Below are 16,244 nucleotides of genomic sequence, written 5' to 3'. Positions count from 1 at the left end.
TTAATTTGGCGTTATATAAGCGATAAAATAAGGACTGCACCCATCTAACTGAGTGCAGTTCAATACAATTTAAATAATCAATCCCACAATAATAGCTGTTAGGATACTTACGAGTGTAGCACCGTACAACAACTTTAAGCCAAAGCGGGCAACGACATTACCTTGTCTTTCATTCAAACCTTTTACAGCTCCCGAAATAATACCGATGGATGAAAAGTTGGCAAAGGATACAAGGAATACAGAAATAATGCCTAGTGTACGTTCACTCATGGACGCTGAGACGTCGCCAAGGTTAATCATGGCAACGAATTCATTCGTTACTAATTTAGTTGCCATAATACCGCCAGCAGCCACAGCATCTGCCCATGGAATACCCATTAGGAAAGCGATTGGCGCAAAGATATAGCCTAATATTTCTTGGAAGGATATACCAATAATCATATCGAATAATGAATTGATTAAATCCATTAATGCAACGAAACCAATAAGCATTGCTCCAACAATGATGGCTACTTTAAAGCCATCCATAATATATTCGCCAATCATTTGAAAGAACGCTTGCTTCTGTTCATCTTCAATCGTTAAGATATCTTCTTTTTCATCCACAGTATATGGATTAATGATAGAAACAATAATAAATCCGCCAAACAGGTTTAATACAATGGCCGTTACGACATACTTTGGCTCAATCATCGTCATATAAGCACCAACTACTGACATCGAAACAGTCGACATAGCAGAAGCGCATAACGTATACATACGTTGTGGTGCAATCTTATCTAATTGCTTTTTAACAGTGATGAATACTTCAGATTGGCCAACCATAGCAGAAGCAACAGCATTATAGGATTCCAATTTCCCCATGCCACTTACTTTACTTAAAAATAAACCTACCCATTTCATTAAAAAAGGAAGTATTTTAAAATGCTGCAAGATCCCAATCAGAACAGATATAAAGACGATCGGTAATAAAACAGCTAAAAAGAAGGGTGATTCTCCTTCATTTGCTAAGCCTCCAAAAACAAATGATATACCCGCATTTGCATAGGACAATAAGTGATCAAATACTTTGGTGATTCCTTTAATTAGCACATAGCCAACCGTTGTATTGAGTAGTAAAGCTGCCAATAAAAATTGGATGATCAACATAATCACTATATATTTATATTTTATTTCTTTTTTGTTTTTACTCATTAATAAAGCTAAGGCAAAAACAAGTAACAATCCACAAAAGGATATTAAGTATCTCATAAGTTCCTCCATAAGTATCTGTGATATTTTGTCCTGATGTTCCAATTTCAGAAGAACAGCTAAAGATCTTAATTAGTCAGACGTCAGACAAACAATCTCACTATAACAGTTTTTTCGCTAGGTATTCAATAGATAATAGAAAAAAAGTATGCAACACAGCATACAAATAAATTCAGTCTAAAAAATGTAGGATATTTCATAAAAAATACCCTCTTATTGTGTGAGGATTTTTTCTTTTTATGACTCTCATGTTAACGAAACTTTTTCGATTTTTTTGAAACCAACTAAGTTCGGATTACGACTATAGGGTGAATGTTTATAGGAGGTGTTTGGATGAGTGAGCATTTAGTGGCCATTATGAAAGAACACGGAGAATATTGCTTACGTGTGGCTTATCTTTATGTAAAGGATTGGGCGATGGCAGAAGAAATAGTCCAGGATGTCTTTTTTTCTTATTATCGGCAGCGGGATCGCTTTGAACATAGAGCATCTCTAAAGACCTATTTAGTTAAAATAACTGTACATAAAAGTCATGATTATTTACGAAGCTGGAAAAATAAACGCCATCAACTTTTTGAAAAATTGCATATTGGTGCAAGTAAACGAACACCAGAAACGCTGCTATTAGCACAGCATGAACGGTCAACCTTAACAAATGCTTTATTTGAGTTGCCTATTACTTATAGAGAAGTCGTCATTCTTTATTATTATCAGGAATTAAAGGTTAGAGAAATTGCAGATATTCTTACATGTGCAGAAAATACAGTTAAAACCAGATTGCATCGAGCAAGGAAAATGTTACAGGAAAAATTAGTGAATAGTGAGTGGAAGGTGTTAATGGATGACTACTTTTAAAGAGAAATTGGATCAAGAACTTGGTGAAGCACCACGATTTACACAATCCTTACAGGAGGATATTTTACGGCAAGTGCGGAAAACAAAAAAAACAAGACGCTGGACATATCCCTTGATCATCATAGGCACGATTGTCATGTTTCTATTGATAATAGAAATCGGTCCATTAGGGCAGATAGAGCAAAAGCAACATGCTTCAATTGTTCAGTTAGCACAGCAGCAATCAATAAAAAAATATACAATGATTTATAATTCAGATGAGGAGATCTTTAAGGCTGGAAGACCTGGGTGGGTCATTGGACAACGAGTAATGGAGCAAAGTTCAGAAAAAGAGTTATTACATCAACTATTACAGCAAGCTACAATGAAACAAATGAATGAGCGTACCTTTTTTAGATTACAACGTGATGTCTGGGTAGAGTTTGAAAAAGGGCAGGTTATGAAGCTGAAAATGTTCATAAACGAGGAGGATATCGGAATTGTTGATTATGACAACAATTCATTTTATAAAGTAGATAATAAAGAGCTGGCAAAGGCTTATTTAGATCTTGCTCTCAAAGAAGATGCTAAATTGGGAATGTCAGGTTTAATCGTTATGCTAGTTTTTCTCATAGCTATCCAAATGCTTGTCGATAAACTAATGAGGAAAAAATTTAACATACCAAAGGAATATGTCAATAGTCGGCATAGACGTGCTGTTTGGGCTATTAAAATTTTGAATACCATGATGCTCATGGTGATCATAATAAAAGGATGGATTTTATTTACTGTTATCATTGGAGGATATTTAGCTGTCAGCCTTTTCAGCTCTATTTTTATTGACTATTACTATGGTCGAGAGGAAAAAAGACATTATGTTTCCATTAGTTCGGCCATTGTTGGCTTGCTATCACTAATTCTATTCTTATTTTATATCAGTTAAATAAAGTATAAACCTGAACCCGAATAATCTCGAGTTCAGGTATTTTTTTCTATCGTTTCAGTCTGAAGCATTAATTGATAAATACTTGAGATCATAAAGCTTGCAGCTAATCCGTAAAGCGTATTAAAGCTTAAACCAACACCAATTCCAATAATGATGGAAAGCAGGATGACAAGCCAACTATGCTTATGAACATGACGATTCGTAAATAAAAGGATTAACACAAACGGTAGCATGGTAATGTGCAGGAAGGCAAAAGAATAAATAACACCTAAAATCGTTAAATCGATAGATAAGAAACAGGTGAATAAGATAATCATTAGGCCAATCAAATAGAAATAATAGGGTCTTTTGGTCACAAAAAAACGTTTCGTTGCCCGCATGTCCACAAGCAAGGTTGTGACAATGGCTAATAGGACAATGACGAGAAAAGCAAATGTAAGAAAGCCTGGTTGCACTTCATATAAAAACGTAAAAATCAGTACTTGGAATTGGCCAAATGATCCGCTGTATAGGGCAATCATTAAAATCGCAGTAAATGATAGCGTTAATAACGCTAAAATTACACCTGAGGAAAACAGACTGCGACGTACTTTTTTAGGTTTTATAAAGGCAATTAAATACCATGTTGATTTATCAAAAAATACTTGTCCTAAAACAGCTAGTTGAATAATGACATAGAACAGCAGAATTTCGCTATTTTTAAAATAAAATAAATAAGGGTGATATAAGCGAATACCCTCATATACGGTGCTTGCCCCATTTAATACAAAGTAATAAATAGGGATAAAAATAAGTAATGAAAAAAGAGCAATAATAAATAAAATTTCCAACCATAGTATACTTTTCACTGACATGATGCGGTCAAGAAGTAAGATGCCGATTAAAAAGAAAAAAAGTGTAATAGGTACTGGAATATTTAACATAATTTCAGACAATACACTAATGCTTATTAATTGAATAAGCCAAAGTTCAATACCTGTTAGCAGGTAAAATAGACGTATAACCTTTAAATTCATACCAGACAATTTACGCTGTATGGTAAAGAGCAAAAAACTTTGTGTATGCTGATTTTTTGTGTAATCGCTCTTATTCAACAATGAGCCAAGTATGATAAACGAAATAGCTGTTGCTAATGTATAACAAATGCCCGCCATAAAACCAAAAGAAATAAGGGCTGAAGGAGAGGACAATAATAAATTACCATTAATCCATCTCGCTAAAAGAATAATGACTCCTGCTGCTGTGCTTAAACTTCCAAATGGAACAAGCAATGAAAACTTCCTTAACATACTATCTAAAGACCTTTACTCATTTTAGAGGATTTATATTGACGTGGTGATTGATTATATTTTTTCTTAAACGCAACACTAAAATAGTGCTGACTATTAAAACCACAGCTCTCAGCAATCGCAGACATACTTGTGTCTAGATTTTCATTGATTTTCTTTACAGCCATTTCTAGGCGATAATTATTAATATATTCATTAATGCCAATAGACTGCTCCTCCAAAAATTTCCTACTTAAATAGCTAGGATTCAAATGAATTTTTTCAGCAATAATATTGAGACTCAGTTTTTCATAATAGTTTTCATGAATATAGGAAAGTGCGCTTTGGATCGCATCATGGTTAGAACTCCACACCTTATATTTCTCCACAATCGCATCTAATTCACTTGCAATGACTGGTTTTGTAAGATAATCCTTTACTCCGATCCGCAATGCTTGTTGGGCATATTCAAACGTTTGATAAGCTGTTACCATGATGATGTCTACCTCATAAAGCGCTTTTAATTCCTTGCTCAACGTGATTCCATCTTTCCCAGGCATTTGAATATCCAAAAAGGCGATAGTCATACGGTGCTTTTTAGCTAATTGCAGAGCTTGTGAGGCATCTTGGGCAGTATGGAAGGTCCAATTTGGAAAATGTGGCTTTAATAAATAAATCATTTGCTCAAGCTCTAATGGCTCATCATCTGCGATTAAAATATTCATGGTGAGATTCTCCTTTCTCCTTCCAGTTGATAGAATGCCTAAGCAGGAACATGGATTGTAACGGTGTAATGCTGTTCATTGTTTTGTATCGAGAATAAAATATTTTCTAGCCCATAGATAAGCTCAAGCCGTTTTCTAATATTTTCGAGACCATAACCTTGCTGCAGTTCGTCTACTACCTGTTCAGTAGTCATTTCTATTTTTTCTAATGGCTGTGTATTTTTAATTTCAATTAATAAGCTATTATCCATTTTTTTGATTATAATGGATAGCTCTGCAGGTCCTATATGTTTTTCAAAGCTATGTTTATATGCATTTTCAATAATGGTCTGCAGAATAAAAGGTGGTATTTGGACGGATAGTGCTTTATCATCAACATATTTATTTACAGTCAAACGATGGCCAAATCGCAATTGTTGAATATTTAAATAACTATCGACAAATTGTATCTCGTTCTTTAACGCAATTAACACCTCATGATTATTGTATTTAAATTTAAAAAATGTTGCCAAAGCCTCCATGCCCGCAACTAAATCTTCCTTCCGATTGATGCGAGCTAGGCTTAATAATGAATTTAATGCATTAAAAAAGAAATGTGGCTGTATTTGCTGATTCAACTGAAGAATATTTGCTCTTTGTAAATCCTGCTCAAGCTCTAAATTTCTTTTTTCCTCCTCAAGGCTATCGATTTGCTTTTCGAAAATAAATATAAAAGTAAGCAGAAAAGCTCCAATAATTGGAGCAATTACACATAGGAGAATATATATGTTGAAGGTTTCTGGTTGTAACATAATGACCTCTCCGTTTAATTTATAAGTGTAAGATACATTAAACTAAATTTTCTGCGAAATGGCAAGCTACCTTATGTGTTGCAGTGATGGCTCGTAGTGCTGGTACTTCTGCTTTACATTTATCTGTTGCGAATGGGCAACGTGTGTGAAAGCTACAGCCAGTAGGGGGGCTAAGAGGTGATGGTAAGTCACCTTTTAAAATAATACGCTCCTTTCGATGCTGCTTATCAATGACAGGTATAGAAGAAAACAGTGCTTTTGTATAAGGATGATGTGGCTGAGTAAAAAGGGAATGCTTATCAGCAATTTCTACGACCTTTCCAAGATACATCACCATAATACGGTCTGAAATATGTCGAACAACACTTAAATCGTGTGAGATAAATAAAAAGGTTAAATCTAAATCTCTTTGTAGTTGTTTTAGTAAATTTAGTATTTGAGCTTGAATGGAAACGTCTAGGGCAGAAACAGACTCATCACAAATAATAATTTTAGGATTAACAGCAAGGGCTCTGGCAATACCAATACGCTGACGCTGACCACCAGAAAATTCATGTGGATAACGCTCTAAGTATTCAGGACGTAACCCTACAAGGGACATTAATTCAATCATGCGTGCTTCTTGTTGCTCAGGTGGTACAATTTTTTGAATAGACATGGCCTCTGTTAACATTTTACGAATCGTTCTTCGTGGGTTAAGGGAAGCATAGGGATCTTGGAAAATAATTTGAATGTCCTTGCGTGCCGCACGAAGCTCTTTTTTGTTCATATTCACTAAATTTTTACCGAATAACAATACCTCTCCAGCAGTAGGCTCATCTAATCTTAAAATAGAACGACCAGTTGTTGATTTTCCGCAGCCAGATTCTCCAACAATACTGAGGGTCTCACCAGGCATGATGTCGAAAGATACCCCATCCACAGCTTTTACAACCTGCTGTGGACCGAAGAGCTTTTCTTTTTTTAAGAAAAAATGCTGCTTTAAATCATTTACTTGTAATAGTGGTTGTGTGTGTTGCGCTGTTGTCATACTGTCAGCTCCTTCATAAGTGTGTCTCCTTGCCATTCATTACTGTACATCCAGCATCTTACCTTTTTACCTTGCTCAACAGTCAAAAGCTCAGGCTGTTGTTCACGACATAAATCCGTAGCAAAAGGGCAACGTTCTGCATAACGGCAGCCAATTGGATAATTATAGGGACTTGGGACAGTTCCGTGAATAGTAGATAATTCTTCTTGGTCTTCATATAGCTTCGGTAATGATTGAATTAATCCATTTGTATAAGGGTGTAGCGGTTTTTCAAAAAGACTTTCTGTTGTGCCTTCTTCTACAACCTGCCCCGCATACATAACAGCAATCTTATCGCAGATTTCTGCTACAACACCAAGGTCATGGGTAATGAAGATAATGCTCATGCCTAGTTGTTTTTGCAGGTTTTGAATAATATCAATAATTTGAGCTTGAATGGTTACATCTAGAGCAGTCGTCGGTTCGTCAGCAATTAACACATCTGGTGTACACGCTAGTGCCATGGCAATCATAATGCGCTGTCGCATCCCACCACTTAACTGATAAGGCTCCTGCTTCGCTCTTTTTTCGGGTGCAGGAATTCCAACTAGGCGAATCATATCGACAGCCTTTTGCCATGCTTCTTTACGTGATAAGCCTTGGTGCAATCGAATGGATTCAGCTATTTGCTCTCCAACGGATAACACAGGATTTAAGCTTGTCATAGGCTCTTGGAAAATCATCGAGATTTTATTGCCTCGAATTTTACGTAGCTCTTCATCTGAGAGCTTCAAAATGTCTGTATTATTTAATAAAATTTCGCCATTAATGATTTTACCAGGAGGCGATGGTACTAAACGAAGTAATGACAGGGAAGTCATGGATTTCCCACAACCAGATTCACCAACAATGCCCAGTGTTTCCCCTTTTTGAAGCGTAAAGGATACCCCATCTACAGCTTTGGCAACCCCTTCACTCGAATAAAAATAGGTTTGTAAATTTTTTACTTCCAACACGGTTTCTTGTTTCATCCGTTTTTCCCCTCCTTAGTTTAAATCCATCCGTTTATTAAAGAATCGGTACAATATGTCTACAAAAAGATTAATGAAAACAAATATTAATGAGGCAACAAGAACGCCACCTTGTACGACTGGTATATCACGTGTTCGAATGGCATCTACAATCATTCGTCCTAATCCGTTTACAGCGAAAACAGATTCAACTAAAACTGTTCCGCCAAGTAAACTACCAAACTGTAAGCCTACTACTGTAATAACTGGAATCAAGGCATTGCGTAATGCGTGCTTTAAAATGATGATGTATCCTTTTAAGCCTTTTGCTTTCGCTGTTCGTATATAGTCTTGGTTTACAACCTCTAACATACTAGAGCGAGTCATACGAGCGACGATGGCAGCTCCACCAGCACCAAGTGTGACAGCTGGTAGAATAATATGTTTGGCACTATCCCAGCCTGCTACAGGAAGCCAGTGTAACTGTACAGAGAATACATACATTAATAAAATTCCTAACCAGAAGCTTGGAAGGGAAATCCCTAATAAAGCGACAACCATTAATCCTACATCCATCAATGAATAAGGACGGATAGCGGAGATAATACCCGCAATAAGCCCTAGAACAATTGTGATTAAAATACTATAAAAGGCTAGCTCTATTGTAATTGGTAATCGGGAGATAATTTCCTCGAATACTGGTTGATTATTTTTTAAAGAGTTACCCATATCTCCTTGTAGAAGATTTTTAATATAGTCTGTATATTGAACTGCTAATGGTTTATTGAGTCCTAAATTTTCACGTAATTCTGCCACTGTTTCTTGAGAAGCTCCTTCTCCTGCTAAAATAATCGCTGGGTCTCCAGGAATCATCTGCATAATTAGAAAAACAACAAGCGTTACACCAAGTGTCACAGGAATAATTTGAGCTAGTCGTTTTAAGATAAATAATGTCATGTGTCTTCTCTCCTTTAATTTTTCATTCTTGGATCGAGTGCATCGCGTAAACCGTCACCAAATAAGTTAAAGCCTAATACCAGTATAGAAATCATAATACCTGGGAATAGCGCCATATAAGGAGCAGTAAATAGGAAATCTCGTCCGTTAGAAAGCATGGCACCCCATTCAGGAGATGGTGGCTGAGCACCTAAACCTAAGAATGATAGACCTGCTGCAGATAGAATAGCGGTTGCTAAGCGCATTGATGCTTGTACAATAATAGGTGATAAAATATTTGGAAAAATATGCTTAATTAAAATCGTCATATCTTTCGCTCCAAGTGTTTTGACAGCATCGATATATTCTAATTTTTTAACTTCCATTGTTGAACCACGTACTATACGAGCAAACATGGGAATAGAGAAAAACCCAACAGCAATTGTGACATTGATAAGGCTTGGTCCCAATGCACTGACAATCGCTAAAGCTAGCAAAATACCAGGGAAGGCAAGCATGATATCTAAAATTCGACTAATAATAGAATCAACCCATCTGCCATAATAGCCAGCAACAAGACCTAAGAAAGTGCCGATTGTACCACCGAATAAAACAGCTGAAATACCAACACCAATTGATAAACGGGATCCATATAAAATTCGACTTAAAATATCTCGCCCTTTGTCATCCGTTCCCATTAGATGTTCAACGCTTGGTCCTTGTAATTTTTGATCTAATTGTACGTCGTAGGGATCGTAAGGGGCTAAAATGGGCCCGATAAGAAACATCAATATATATAGAAGAATGATGATGCCTCCTACGACAGCTGCTTTATTCTTTTTGATTTTGTTTAGGAAAGAAACAAGATTCTTTTTTCTAGATGCCTTGCGTGCATTCACTAAAACAGAATGATCAATAGTAGTTGTTACTTTATTCATATCGAATACTCCTTTTCTATTTGAGTTGATTTCAATTTAGTGAAAAGCGTAAAGAATGTAAATATTTTATGGCTTATTAGTCAGAAAATTTAAAAAACACGTAAAAATTTTAAAAAACAAGTGAATTTTATTTCTTTATAATTCGAAATGTAAGGAACAAATCACACAAGGAGGAAATGTTGATGAAGAAAATGAAGTTGTTTTTATTCATGGCACTAATAACTGTACTTATTCTGCAAGCCTGCTCTACTGCTAGCAATAATAGTACAGAAGGTTCCAAAGAGGGATCAAAAAGCGTAGGAGGAGAATTAGTTGTTCTAAGAGCAGCAGATGCGACAAGTCTTGATCCTCACTTTATTACAGATATTCCATCAGCAAATATTATTCATGGCAAGGTATATGAAACACTTGTCGCTTTTGATAGAGATCGTAAAATTGTTCCATTACTTGCAAAAGAGTGGGAGCAAAAAGATGAAGTCACTTGGACATTTACATTAAATGAAGGCATTAAATTCCATGATGGAGCAGATTTTAATGCAGAGGCTGTAAAAGCGACATTTGACCGAATTCTAGATCCTGCAACTGGATCACCACAACGTGATAAATTATCTATGATTAGTGAAGTAGTGGTAGATGATGAATATGTTGTAACGTTGAAATTAAAAGAACCATATGCTCCGCTTCTATCTATTTTAGCCAGTCAAGAGGGTAGCATGATGAGCCCGAAAGCGATTGCTGAAGCAGCGGACGAATTAGCAACTCATCCAGTAGGGACAGGTCCATTTGTATTTGAAACTTGGAAATCTGGTCAAGAAATCACTTTAATTTCGAATAAAGATTATTGGGGGACTGTACCGAAAGTAGATAAAGTAACATTTAAAGTTGTACCAGAGGATTCTACTCGTCTAGCAATGATTGAAAGTGGAGAAGCACATATTGCTGAACAAGTACCTGTAACAGAGATTGATCGTATTGAAAATTCTTCAACGATGAATTTATTCCGTGCAGAAGGACTAGCAGTAGAATTTATCGGATTCAACGTGAAAGATACGTTATTATCTGATGTAAAAGTACGTCAAGCTATTAGCTATGCTGTTGACCGTGAAGCAATTATTAGCGGTATTTATGATAATGTAGGAACACTTGCCAATTCTGCAATGAGTCCAAAAATTATTGGATATTCTAGTGAAACGAAACCGTATGACTATGATGTAGTGAAGGCTAAAGAATTGTTAAAAGAAGCTGGCGTTCAAGAGGGAACAAAAGTTAAATTACTGACAAGTGACCGTAAAGAGCGTATCAACATGGCGGAGGTTATTCAATCTCAATTAAAAGGAATCGGATTAGATGTTGATATTCAAGTAATGGAGTATGGTGCATTTATTTCTGAAATTACGAAAGAGCAGCATCAAATCTTTATTAGTGGTTGGGGTAATGCAACGGGTGATGCTGATTATAACCAATACAATCTATTCCACACTGCATCTATGGGGCCTCCAGGAAACCATTTCTACTATTCAAATCCAGAAGTAGACAAGCTAATTGAGCAAGGGCGTTCTGAAGCAAACCAAGAGGCACGTAATGAAATCTACAAAAAAGCAATGCAAATCGAGTTAGACGAAGCTGTGTATATTCCAGTGCGTAACTATGAGCATTTAGCAGTTTACAGCAATGCTGTAAAAGGTTTCTGGTTAGATGCATCTAACTACACGATGATCAGTGGCGTTGAAATTGTAGAGTAGTCAAAATTTGGTGATAGACGAAAAAATACCAATTGGGAGGAAACTATGAGTAAACTATTGCTGAAAAATGTGAGATTAGAAGAAGCATATGAGCGCGAAAATGAACACATTGTTGCTACTCGTACAGGTATTTATGATGTTCTAATTGAGGATGGGTATGTTCAACAAGTAGATAAGGATATAGTGGCTGATGGAGATGTAGAAGTAATAGATGCACAACAGCAACTATTAGTCCCTTCATTCCGAGAGATGCATATTCATATCGATAAAACTTATTTCGGCGGAGAATGGCAGGCACCAAGGCCCATTACTAAAGGGATTTTAACACGCATTGAAGAAGAAAGAACACTACTACCTAAACAATTGCCGACAGCTGCTTATCGAGCTGAGGAAATGGTGAAGTGGCTCATTTCACAAGGGCATACACATATTCGTTCCCATTGTAATGTCGACCCACAAATTGGGACAAAGCATATTGAAATGACAAAAGAGGTTTTAGCAAACTATCGAGATCAAATTACCTATGATATTGTGGCCTTCCCACAGCATGGCTTATTACGCTCCAATGTAGAGGGACTGCTCCGTGAGGCAATGGTAATGGGAGCAACGCTTGTTGGTGGCGTTGACCCATCCATTGTAGATCGCAATATCGAAAAGTCATTGCAAACAACGATAGGTATTGCCCAAGACTATAATGCAGGGATAGATATTCATATTCACACGGCGAACACACTAGGCGAATTTGAATTTTATAAGCTGATTGAGTTAACGAAACAAGCGAAAAAAGAAGGACAAGTCACAATTAGCCATGCGATGGCACTTGCTGATTTAGAACAGTCACGCTTAGAAAATTTAGTTCAAGCGATGGCTGAGGTACAAATGGATGTTACGACAACTGTCCCAATCGATTTGAATCGTTCGACGATACCAATTCCTTATCTTTATAACAATGGTGTCAAGGTATCTGTAGGACATGATAGCTTAACAGATCATTGGTCACCATATGGTACTGGTAATACGATTATGAAATTAAATGTCATGGCGGAGAGATTCCGCTTTATTGATGAATATTCATTAAGTCGAGCTTGGAAATACGCTTCTGGTGGTATCACACCATTGAATGATGCTGGAGAACGGGTTTGGCCTCAAGTTGGTGATAAAGCTAATATGCTGTTAGTGGATGGTGTGAGCACTGCCCATGTGATAGCAAGAAGATGTCCAATTACTACCGTCATTTCACGAGGTAAAATGATACACCAACAGGATGTAGGAGAGTTGAAAGGAGAATTCAGATGAAGCACTGGCTGACAAATGTTCTACTTGAAACAGGAGAATATCTAAAGGAAAATGATACAGTTGGAACGAAAGTGGAGCTTTTTCACCTTGAAATTACAGATGGCTTCATTTCGCAAATTGTACCCGCAACAGACGCAATCGAGTCTCCAAGCGAAGTCACAGATATGAAAGGGAAGCTGCTATTACCTGCCTTTAAGGAAATGCATAATCATTTAGATAAAACTTACTTATCTTTACCTTGGAAGGCTTGTGTGCCCGTAAAGAATTTAAAGGAACGACTTGATCGTGAAGCACAAGAGCTATCCGTTCTTGCTACAACAGGTAAACAACGTGCGACTGCAATGATTGAAAAAATCCTTAAGAATGGTGCGAATCATATTCGTACACATGTCAATATTGATCCATACATTGGATTAAAAAATTTAGAAGGTGTACTAGCGGCATTGGACGATTATAAAGATGTCGTGACATCCGAAGTCATTGCCTTTCCACAGCATGGTCTATTAAGAGATGATGTCCCTAAATTATTGCGTGAAGCTTTACGCAATGGAGCGACGATGATTGGCGGCCTAGATCCAGCTGGCATCGATAACTCGATTGAGCCTTCTCTTTATGAAGTGATGGATATTGCACAGGAATTTAATGTTGATGTCGATATTCATTTACATGATGGTGGCCATGTTGGGTATTACACAATCGATAAATGGATAGATATCGTGGAGGATGCCAAATATCAGGGGAGAACGGCGATAAGTCATGCCTTTTCACTTGGTGATGTATCAGTCATGGAGCAGCATAAAATTGCAGATCGTTTAGCACAACAACAAGTAAAAATAATGTCAACGGTGCCATTTGATTTGCGACGATTAATTCCACCAATTGAATTACTAGCAGAGCGCGGCGTGGATGTCCACTTTGGTTGTGACGGCTTTTATGATTCTTGGAGTCCTAATGGCTCAGGAGATATTTTAGAAAAAGCGACTACTTTTGCAGACATTTCTCGTAAACTTGACGAACGTTCGATTCGACAAACATTAAAATATATTACAAATGGTATCACACCATTGGATGCAAATGGTCAAAAGGCTTGGCCTAATGTGAAAGATGAAGCAAGTTTTGTATTCTTTGACGCAGTTTCAAGCGCTGAAGTTATTGCACGTAAACCATCCAACCGAGTGGTTATGTCAAAAGGTAAGTTTATCAACAAAGTATAAATCTAAATCCCCCTTATTTAGATAACATAGCAAACTAGAAATCTTCTAGTTTGCTATACTTATGTTTTAATAGAAAAGATGAATAAAGGAAAGTAGATTTGCCATTACTTATGTAGAAATCTCTTTATTTGCGGGTGTGATAAAATATGAAACAACTAACAATCTATATGATTTTATTTAGCTGTGTATTTTTTTGGGCTAGTAACTTCATTATTGGCTCTATTTTAATTGACCATTGGGATCCTTTAACAGTCTCCATTTTTAGATTGATTGTCATTGTTCTGTTTTTAGGAAGTATTAGTTGGAAAATAATTTTCCGAACAACATTTACAAGAAATGATTTATTGTTATTGATCCTTGCAGGAATACTAGGCGTTTCCATTAATCACTATAGCTTTTATGCTAGTCTCCAGCACACTTCTCCTATCACTGCCGCTTTAATATTAGCCTGTGCACCGATTGTTACATCTCTACTGAATAAAATGATCTATCATGAATCACGGAACGGCATATTTTGGCTAGGTGCGATACTTTCATTTGTTGGTGTTGGCCTCATCATTACCAAAGGGGCACTTATCATCATTTCAATCGGTGTGGGTGAAGTGTTGAGCTTAATTACAATGCTAAGCTTTGCTTTGTTCCTCATTATTGTCAATCATCTTAGTCAGAAAATGTCAGCCCAGTCGATTACGTTCTATACAAATTTAATAGGTTTACTGGTGCTCGTGCCGTTTTCATTTACTATTTTGCCACAGACGAATTGGCAAGTTGCAATGCCCTACTGGTTTTTGCTCATTTTATCAGCGATTATTATCCACGGGGTAAGCAATTTAATATGGAATCAAAAAATGAAGGAGGTCGGCTCAACAAATGCGTCACTGTTGTTAAACTTTGAGCCAGCTATAGCCATGCTATTGAGTGCGGTATTTTTAAAACAATTCCCTACAAGTGTTCAATTATATGGCTTTTTATTAATTTTAGTAGGAATTTTGCTGTGCATATATTATAAAGAAATGAAAGCAATTGTCCTTGTAAAAAAACAATGAATTAGCAAAAAAAGAGATGCTCATTTTTTGAGTACATCTCTTTTTTGCTGTTTCTGTAGCGAATTTAAAATAAATAGGTATGTTATTGGCAGAAAAGCAGTAATGATTACGATACCATGCCATTGAAATAATGACCAAACAGGGCTTAATATTGTGCTTCCAGAGGCCACCCCAAGGTAATAAGCGACCAGATATAGACTAGAGGCACTTCCTTTTTGAGAAAGAGCTAGCCGACTTACCAATGAAGAAGTTAATGCATGAGCAGTAAAAAAACCTAAACATGCTAGACAAAGTCCAATTACAATAATGAAAAGTGACTTGCTTAATGTAAAAAGTATTCCCACAGTTAATAAACAAACACCAAATGTTCGAATGGTATTTAATCCAACTTTTCCTGCAAGTGCATTAGCAATAGGCGAACCAATAATACCTAAACCATAGGCTAAAAAAATAAAAGAAATGCTTTGTAAAGATAATAGAAAAGGAGGCGCTGTTAAGTAATAGGGAATAAATGACCAAACCCCAGTAAAGGATAATTGTAAAATAACTCCTAATCCAAAAAGTATTAATAATTGAGGATTTTTCAAATGGAAACAAAAGCCTTGTAAATCTTGTTGAATCGTACGCTGTTGTACCGAAAAATTTTTGGATTTAGGTAGCATCCACCAGACAATTACCATAACGATGCACCCCATAATGGCTAATGAAACAAAAGCCATTTTCCATGAAAAATATTCAGTGATATACCCCATCATGAGTCTACCAATTGTTCCGCCTAGTGCATTACAAGAAATATACAATGCAGTGGCAAAGCCCATTGATTGTTGATCAATTTCTTCGCTAAGATAGGCAAGTGCTGCTGCAGGTACACCTGCAATAGCAAAGCCCTGAATAAAGCGTAATAAAATAATAGTAGAAAAAGAATCAGTTAGTGGCATGAAGAAAAATGGTATGATGGTAAAGACTATGGATAAATGAATGAATAATACTCTTCCATATCGATCTGATAAAAAACCTAGCACGATTAATCCAACAATTACTGATAGAGTAGTCATAGATACGGATAGACTTGCAACGGATACAGAAATATGAAATTGCTCTGTAAAGAAGGGGAGCAGGGGCTGAACAGAATACATTGCAGCAAAGACAAAAACCGAAGCCCCGCCCAAACTAATGACAATTGTCCAAAAAGAGCGATCTCTTATTGAATAACCCTTTGTATTTATACACATCTTAAT

15 protein-coding genes are annotated in these 16,244 nt (G+C 36.5%); 6 read left to right on the top strand and 9 right to left on the bottom strand.

The genetic code is table 11. The features are described from left to right. Positions 1–69: 69 nt before the first annotated feature. Positions 70–1,251, bottom strand: coding sequence for a NupC/NupG family nucleoside CNT transporter (locus PSR12_RS17665; protein WP_036078450.1), 1,182 nt, complete (start codon positions 1,249–1,251; stop codon positions 70–72). A 333-nt stretch (positions 1,252–1,584) separates the two neighbouring features. On the opposite strand from PSR12_RS17665, the gene PSR12_RS17660 reads away from it, so the two are divergent. Together PSR12_RS17660 and PSR12_RS17655 are read left to right on the top strand one after the other, a co-directional pair. After that, positions 1,585–2,106: a sigma-70 family RNA polymerase sigma factor gene (locus PSR12_RS17660; protein ID WP_274769972.1), complete on the top strand. Its 522-nt coding sequence runs from the start codon at positions 1,585–1,587 to the stop codon at positions 2,104–2,106. Next, positions 2,093–3,028 (top strand): DUF4181 domain-containing protein, encoded by a 936-nt coding sequence (locus PSR12_RS17655; RefSeq protein ID WP_257520383.1) that lies wholly within the window; start codon positions 2,093–2,095, stop codon positions 3,026–3,028. Before PSR12_RS17660 ends, PSR12_RS17655 begins: the two co-directional genes overlap by 14 nt. A gap of 35 nt (positions 3,029–3,063) precedes the next feature. On the opposite strand, the gene PSR12_RS17650 is transcribed toward PSR12_RS17655, so the two are convergent. From PSR12_RS17650 to PSR12_RS17620, 7 genes are read right to left on the bottom strand one after another with little or no spacing between them, the layout of a single operon-like run. Then, positions 3,064–4,302, bottom strand: a complete 1,239-nt coding sequence (locus PSR12_RS17650; RefSeq protein ID WP_274769970.1) for a permease — start codon at positions 4,300–4,302, stop codon at positions 3,064–3,066. Positions 4,303–4,325: 23 nt separating this feature from the next. Continuing rightward, positions 4,326–5,024: a response regulator transcription factor gene (locus PSR12_RS17645; protein ID WP_004226027.1), complete on the bottom strand. Its 699-nt coding sequence runs from the start codon at positions 5,022–5,024 to the stop codon at positions 4,326–4,328. 38 nt (positions 5,025–5,062) lie between these two features. After that, positions 5,063–5,815 (bottom strand): sensor histidine kinase, encoded by a 753-nt coding sequence (locus PSR12_RS17640; RefSeq protein WP_221681046.1) that lies wholly within the window; start codon positions 5,813–5,815, stop codon positions 5,063–5,065. Positions 5,816–5,852: 37 nt separating this feature from the next. Beyond that, positions 5,853–6,845 (bottom strand): ABC transporter ATP-binding protein, encoded by a 993-nt coding sequence (locus tag PSR12_RS17635; RefSeq protein ID WP_131521280.1) that lies wholly within the window; start codon positions 6,843–6,845, stop codon positions 5,853–5,855. After that, positions 6,842–7,855 (bottom strand): ABC transporter ATP-binding protein, encoded by a 1,014-nt coding sequence (locus PSR12_RS17630; RefSeq protein ID WP_221681045.1) that lies wholly within the window; start codon positions 7,853–7,855, stop codon positions 6,842–6,844. Before PSR12_RS17630 ends, PSR12_RS17635 begins: the two co-directional genes overlap by 4 nt. A 15-nt stretch (positions 7,856–7,870) precedes the next feature. Continuing rightward, on the bottom strand, positions 7,871–8,791 hold the full coding sequence (gene nikB, locus PSR12_RS17625) for a nickel ABC transporter permease (RefSeq protein ID WP_221681044.1): 921 nt from the start codon (positions 8,789–8,791) through the stop codon (positions 7,871–7,873). Positions 8,792–8,805: 14 nt separating this feature from the next. Beyond that, positions 8,806–9,708 (bottom strand): ABC transporter permease, encoded by a 903-nt coding sequence (locus tag PSR12_RS17620; protein WP_221681043.1) that lies wholly within the window; start codon positions 9,706–9,708, stop codon positions 8,806–8,808. Between the two features lie 182 nt (positions 9,709–9,890). Between PSR12_RS17620 and PSR12_RS17615 the strand changes: the two genes are divergently transcribed. The 4 genes from PSR12_RS17615 to PSR12_RS17600 all read left to right on the top strand — a co-directional run bounded on the left by PSR12_RS17615 (position 9,891) and on the right by PSR12_RS17600 (position 15,006). Continuing rightward, positions 9,891–11,450: a glutathione ABC transporter substrate-binding protein gene (locus PSR12_RS17615; protein WP_048391124.1), complete on the top strand. Its 1,560-nt coding sequence runs from the start codon at positions 9,891–9,893 to the stop codon at positions 11,448–11,450. 45 nt (positions 11,451–11,495) lie between these two features. Beyond that, positions 11,496–12,746, top strand: a complete 1,251-nt coding sequence (locus tag PSR12_RS17610; protein ID WP_221681041.1) for an amidohydrolase family protein — start codon at positions 11,496–11,498, stop codon at positions 12,744–12,746. Next, the gene (locus PSR12_RS17605; RefSeq protein WP_221681040.1) at positions 12,743–13,960 is read left to right on the top strand and encodes an amidohydrolase; all 1,218 of its coding nucleotides are present in this window, start codon (positions 12,743–12,745) and stop codon (positions 13,958–13,960) included. Before PSR12_RS17610 ends, PSR12_RS17605 begins: the two co-directional genes overlap by 4 nt. 146 nt (positions 13,961–14,106) lie before the next feature. Continuing rightward, entirely contained in the window at positions 14,107–15,006 is a 900-nt protein-coding gene (locus PSR12_RS17600; protein ID WP_274769964.1) for a DMT family transporter, read from the top strand. A gap of 20 nt (positions 15,007–15,026) precedes the next feature. On the opposite strand, the gene PSR12_RS17595 is transcribed toward PSR12_RS17600, so the two are convergent. Next, positions 15,027–16,238, bottom strand: coding sequence for an MFS transporter (locus PSR12_RS17595; RefSeq protein WP_274769963.1), 1,212 nt, complete (start codon positions 16,236–16,238; stop codon positions 15,027–15,029). Positions 16,239–16,244 lie beyond the last annotated feature (6 nt).

Source organism: Lysinibacillus sp. G01H (genome assembly GCF_028872195.1).
GTDB classification, from domain to species: Bacteria; Bacillota; Bacilli; order Bacillales_A; family Planococcaceae; genus Lysinibacillus; species Lysinibacillus capsici.
The sequence above is the reverse complement of the archived record's forward strand: the minus strand, read 5'-3'. Positions and strand labels throughout refer to the sequence as shown.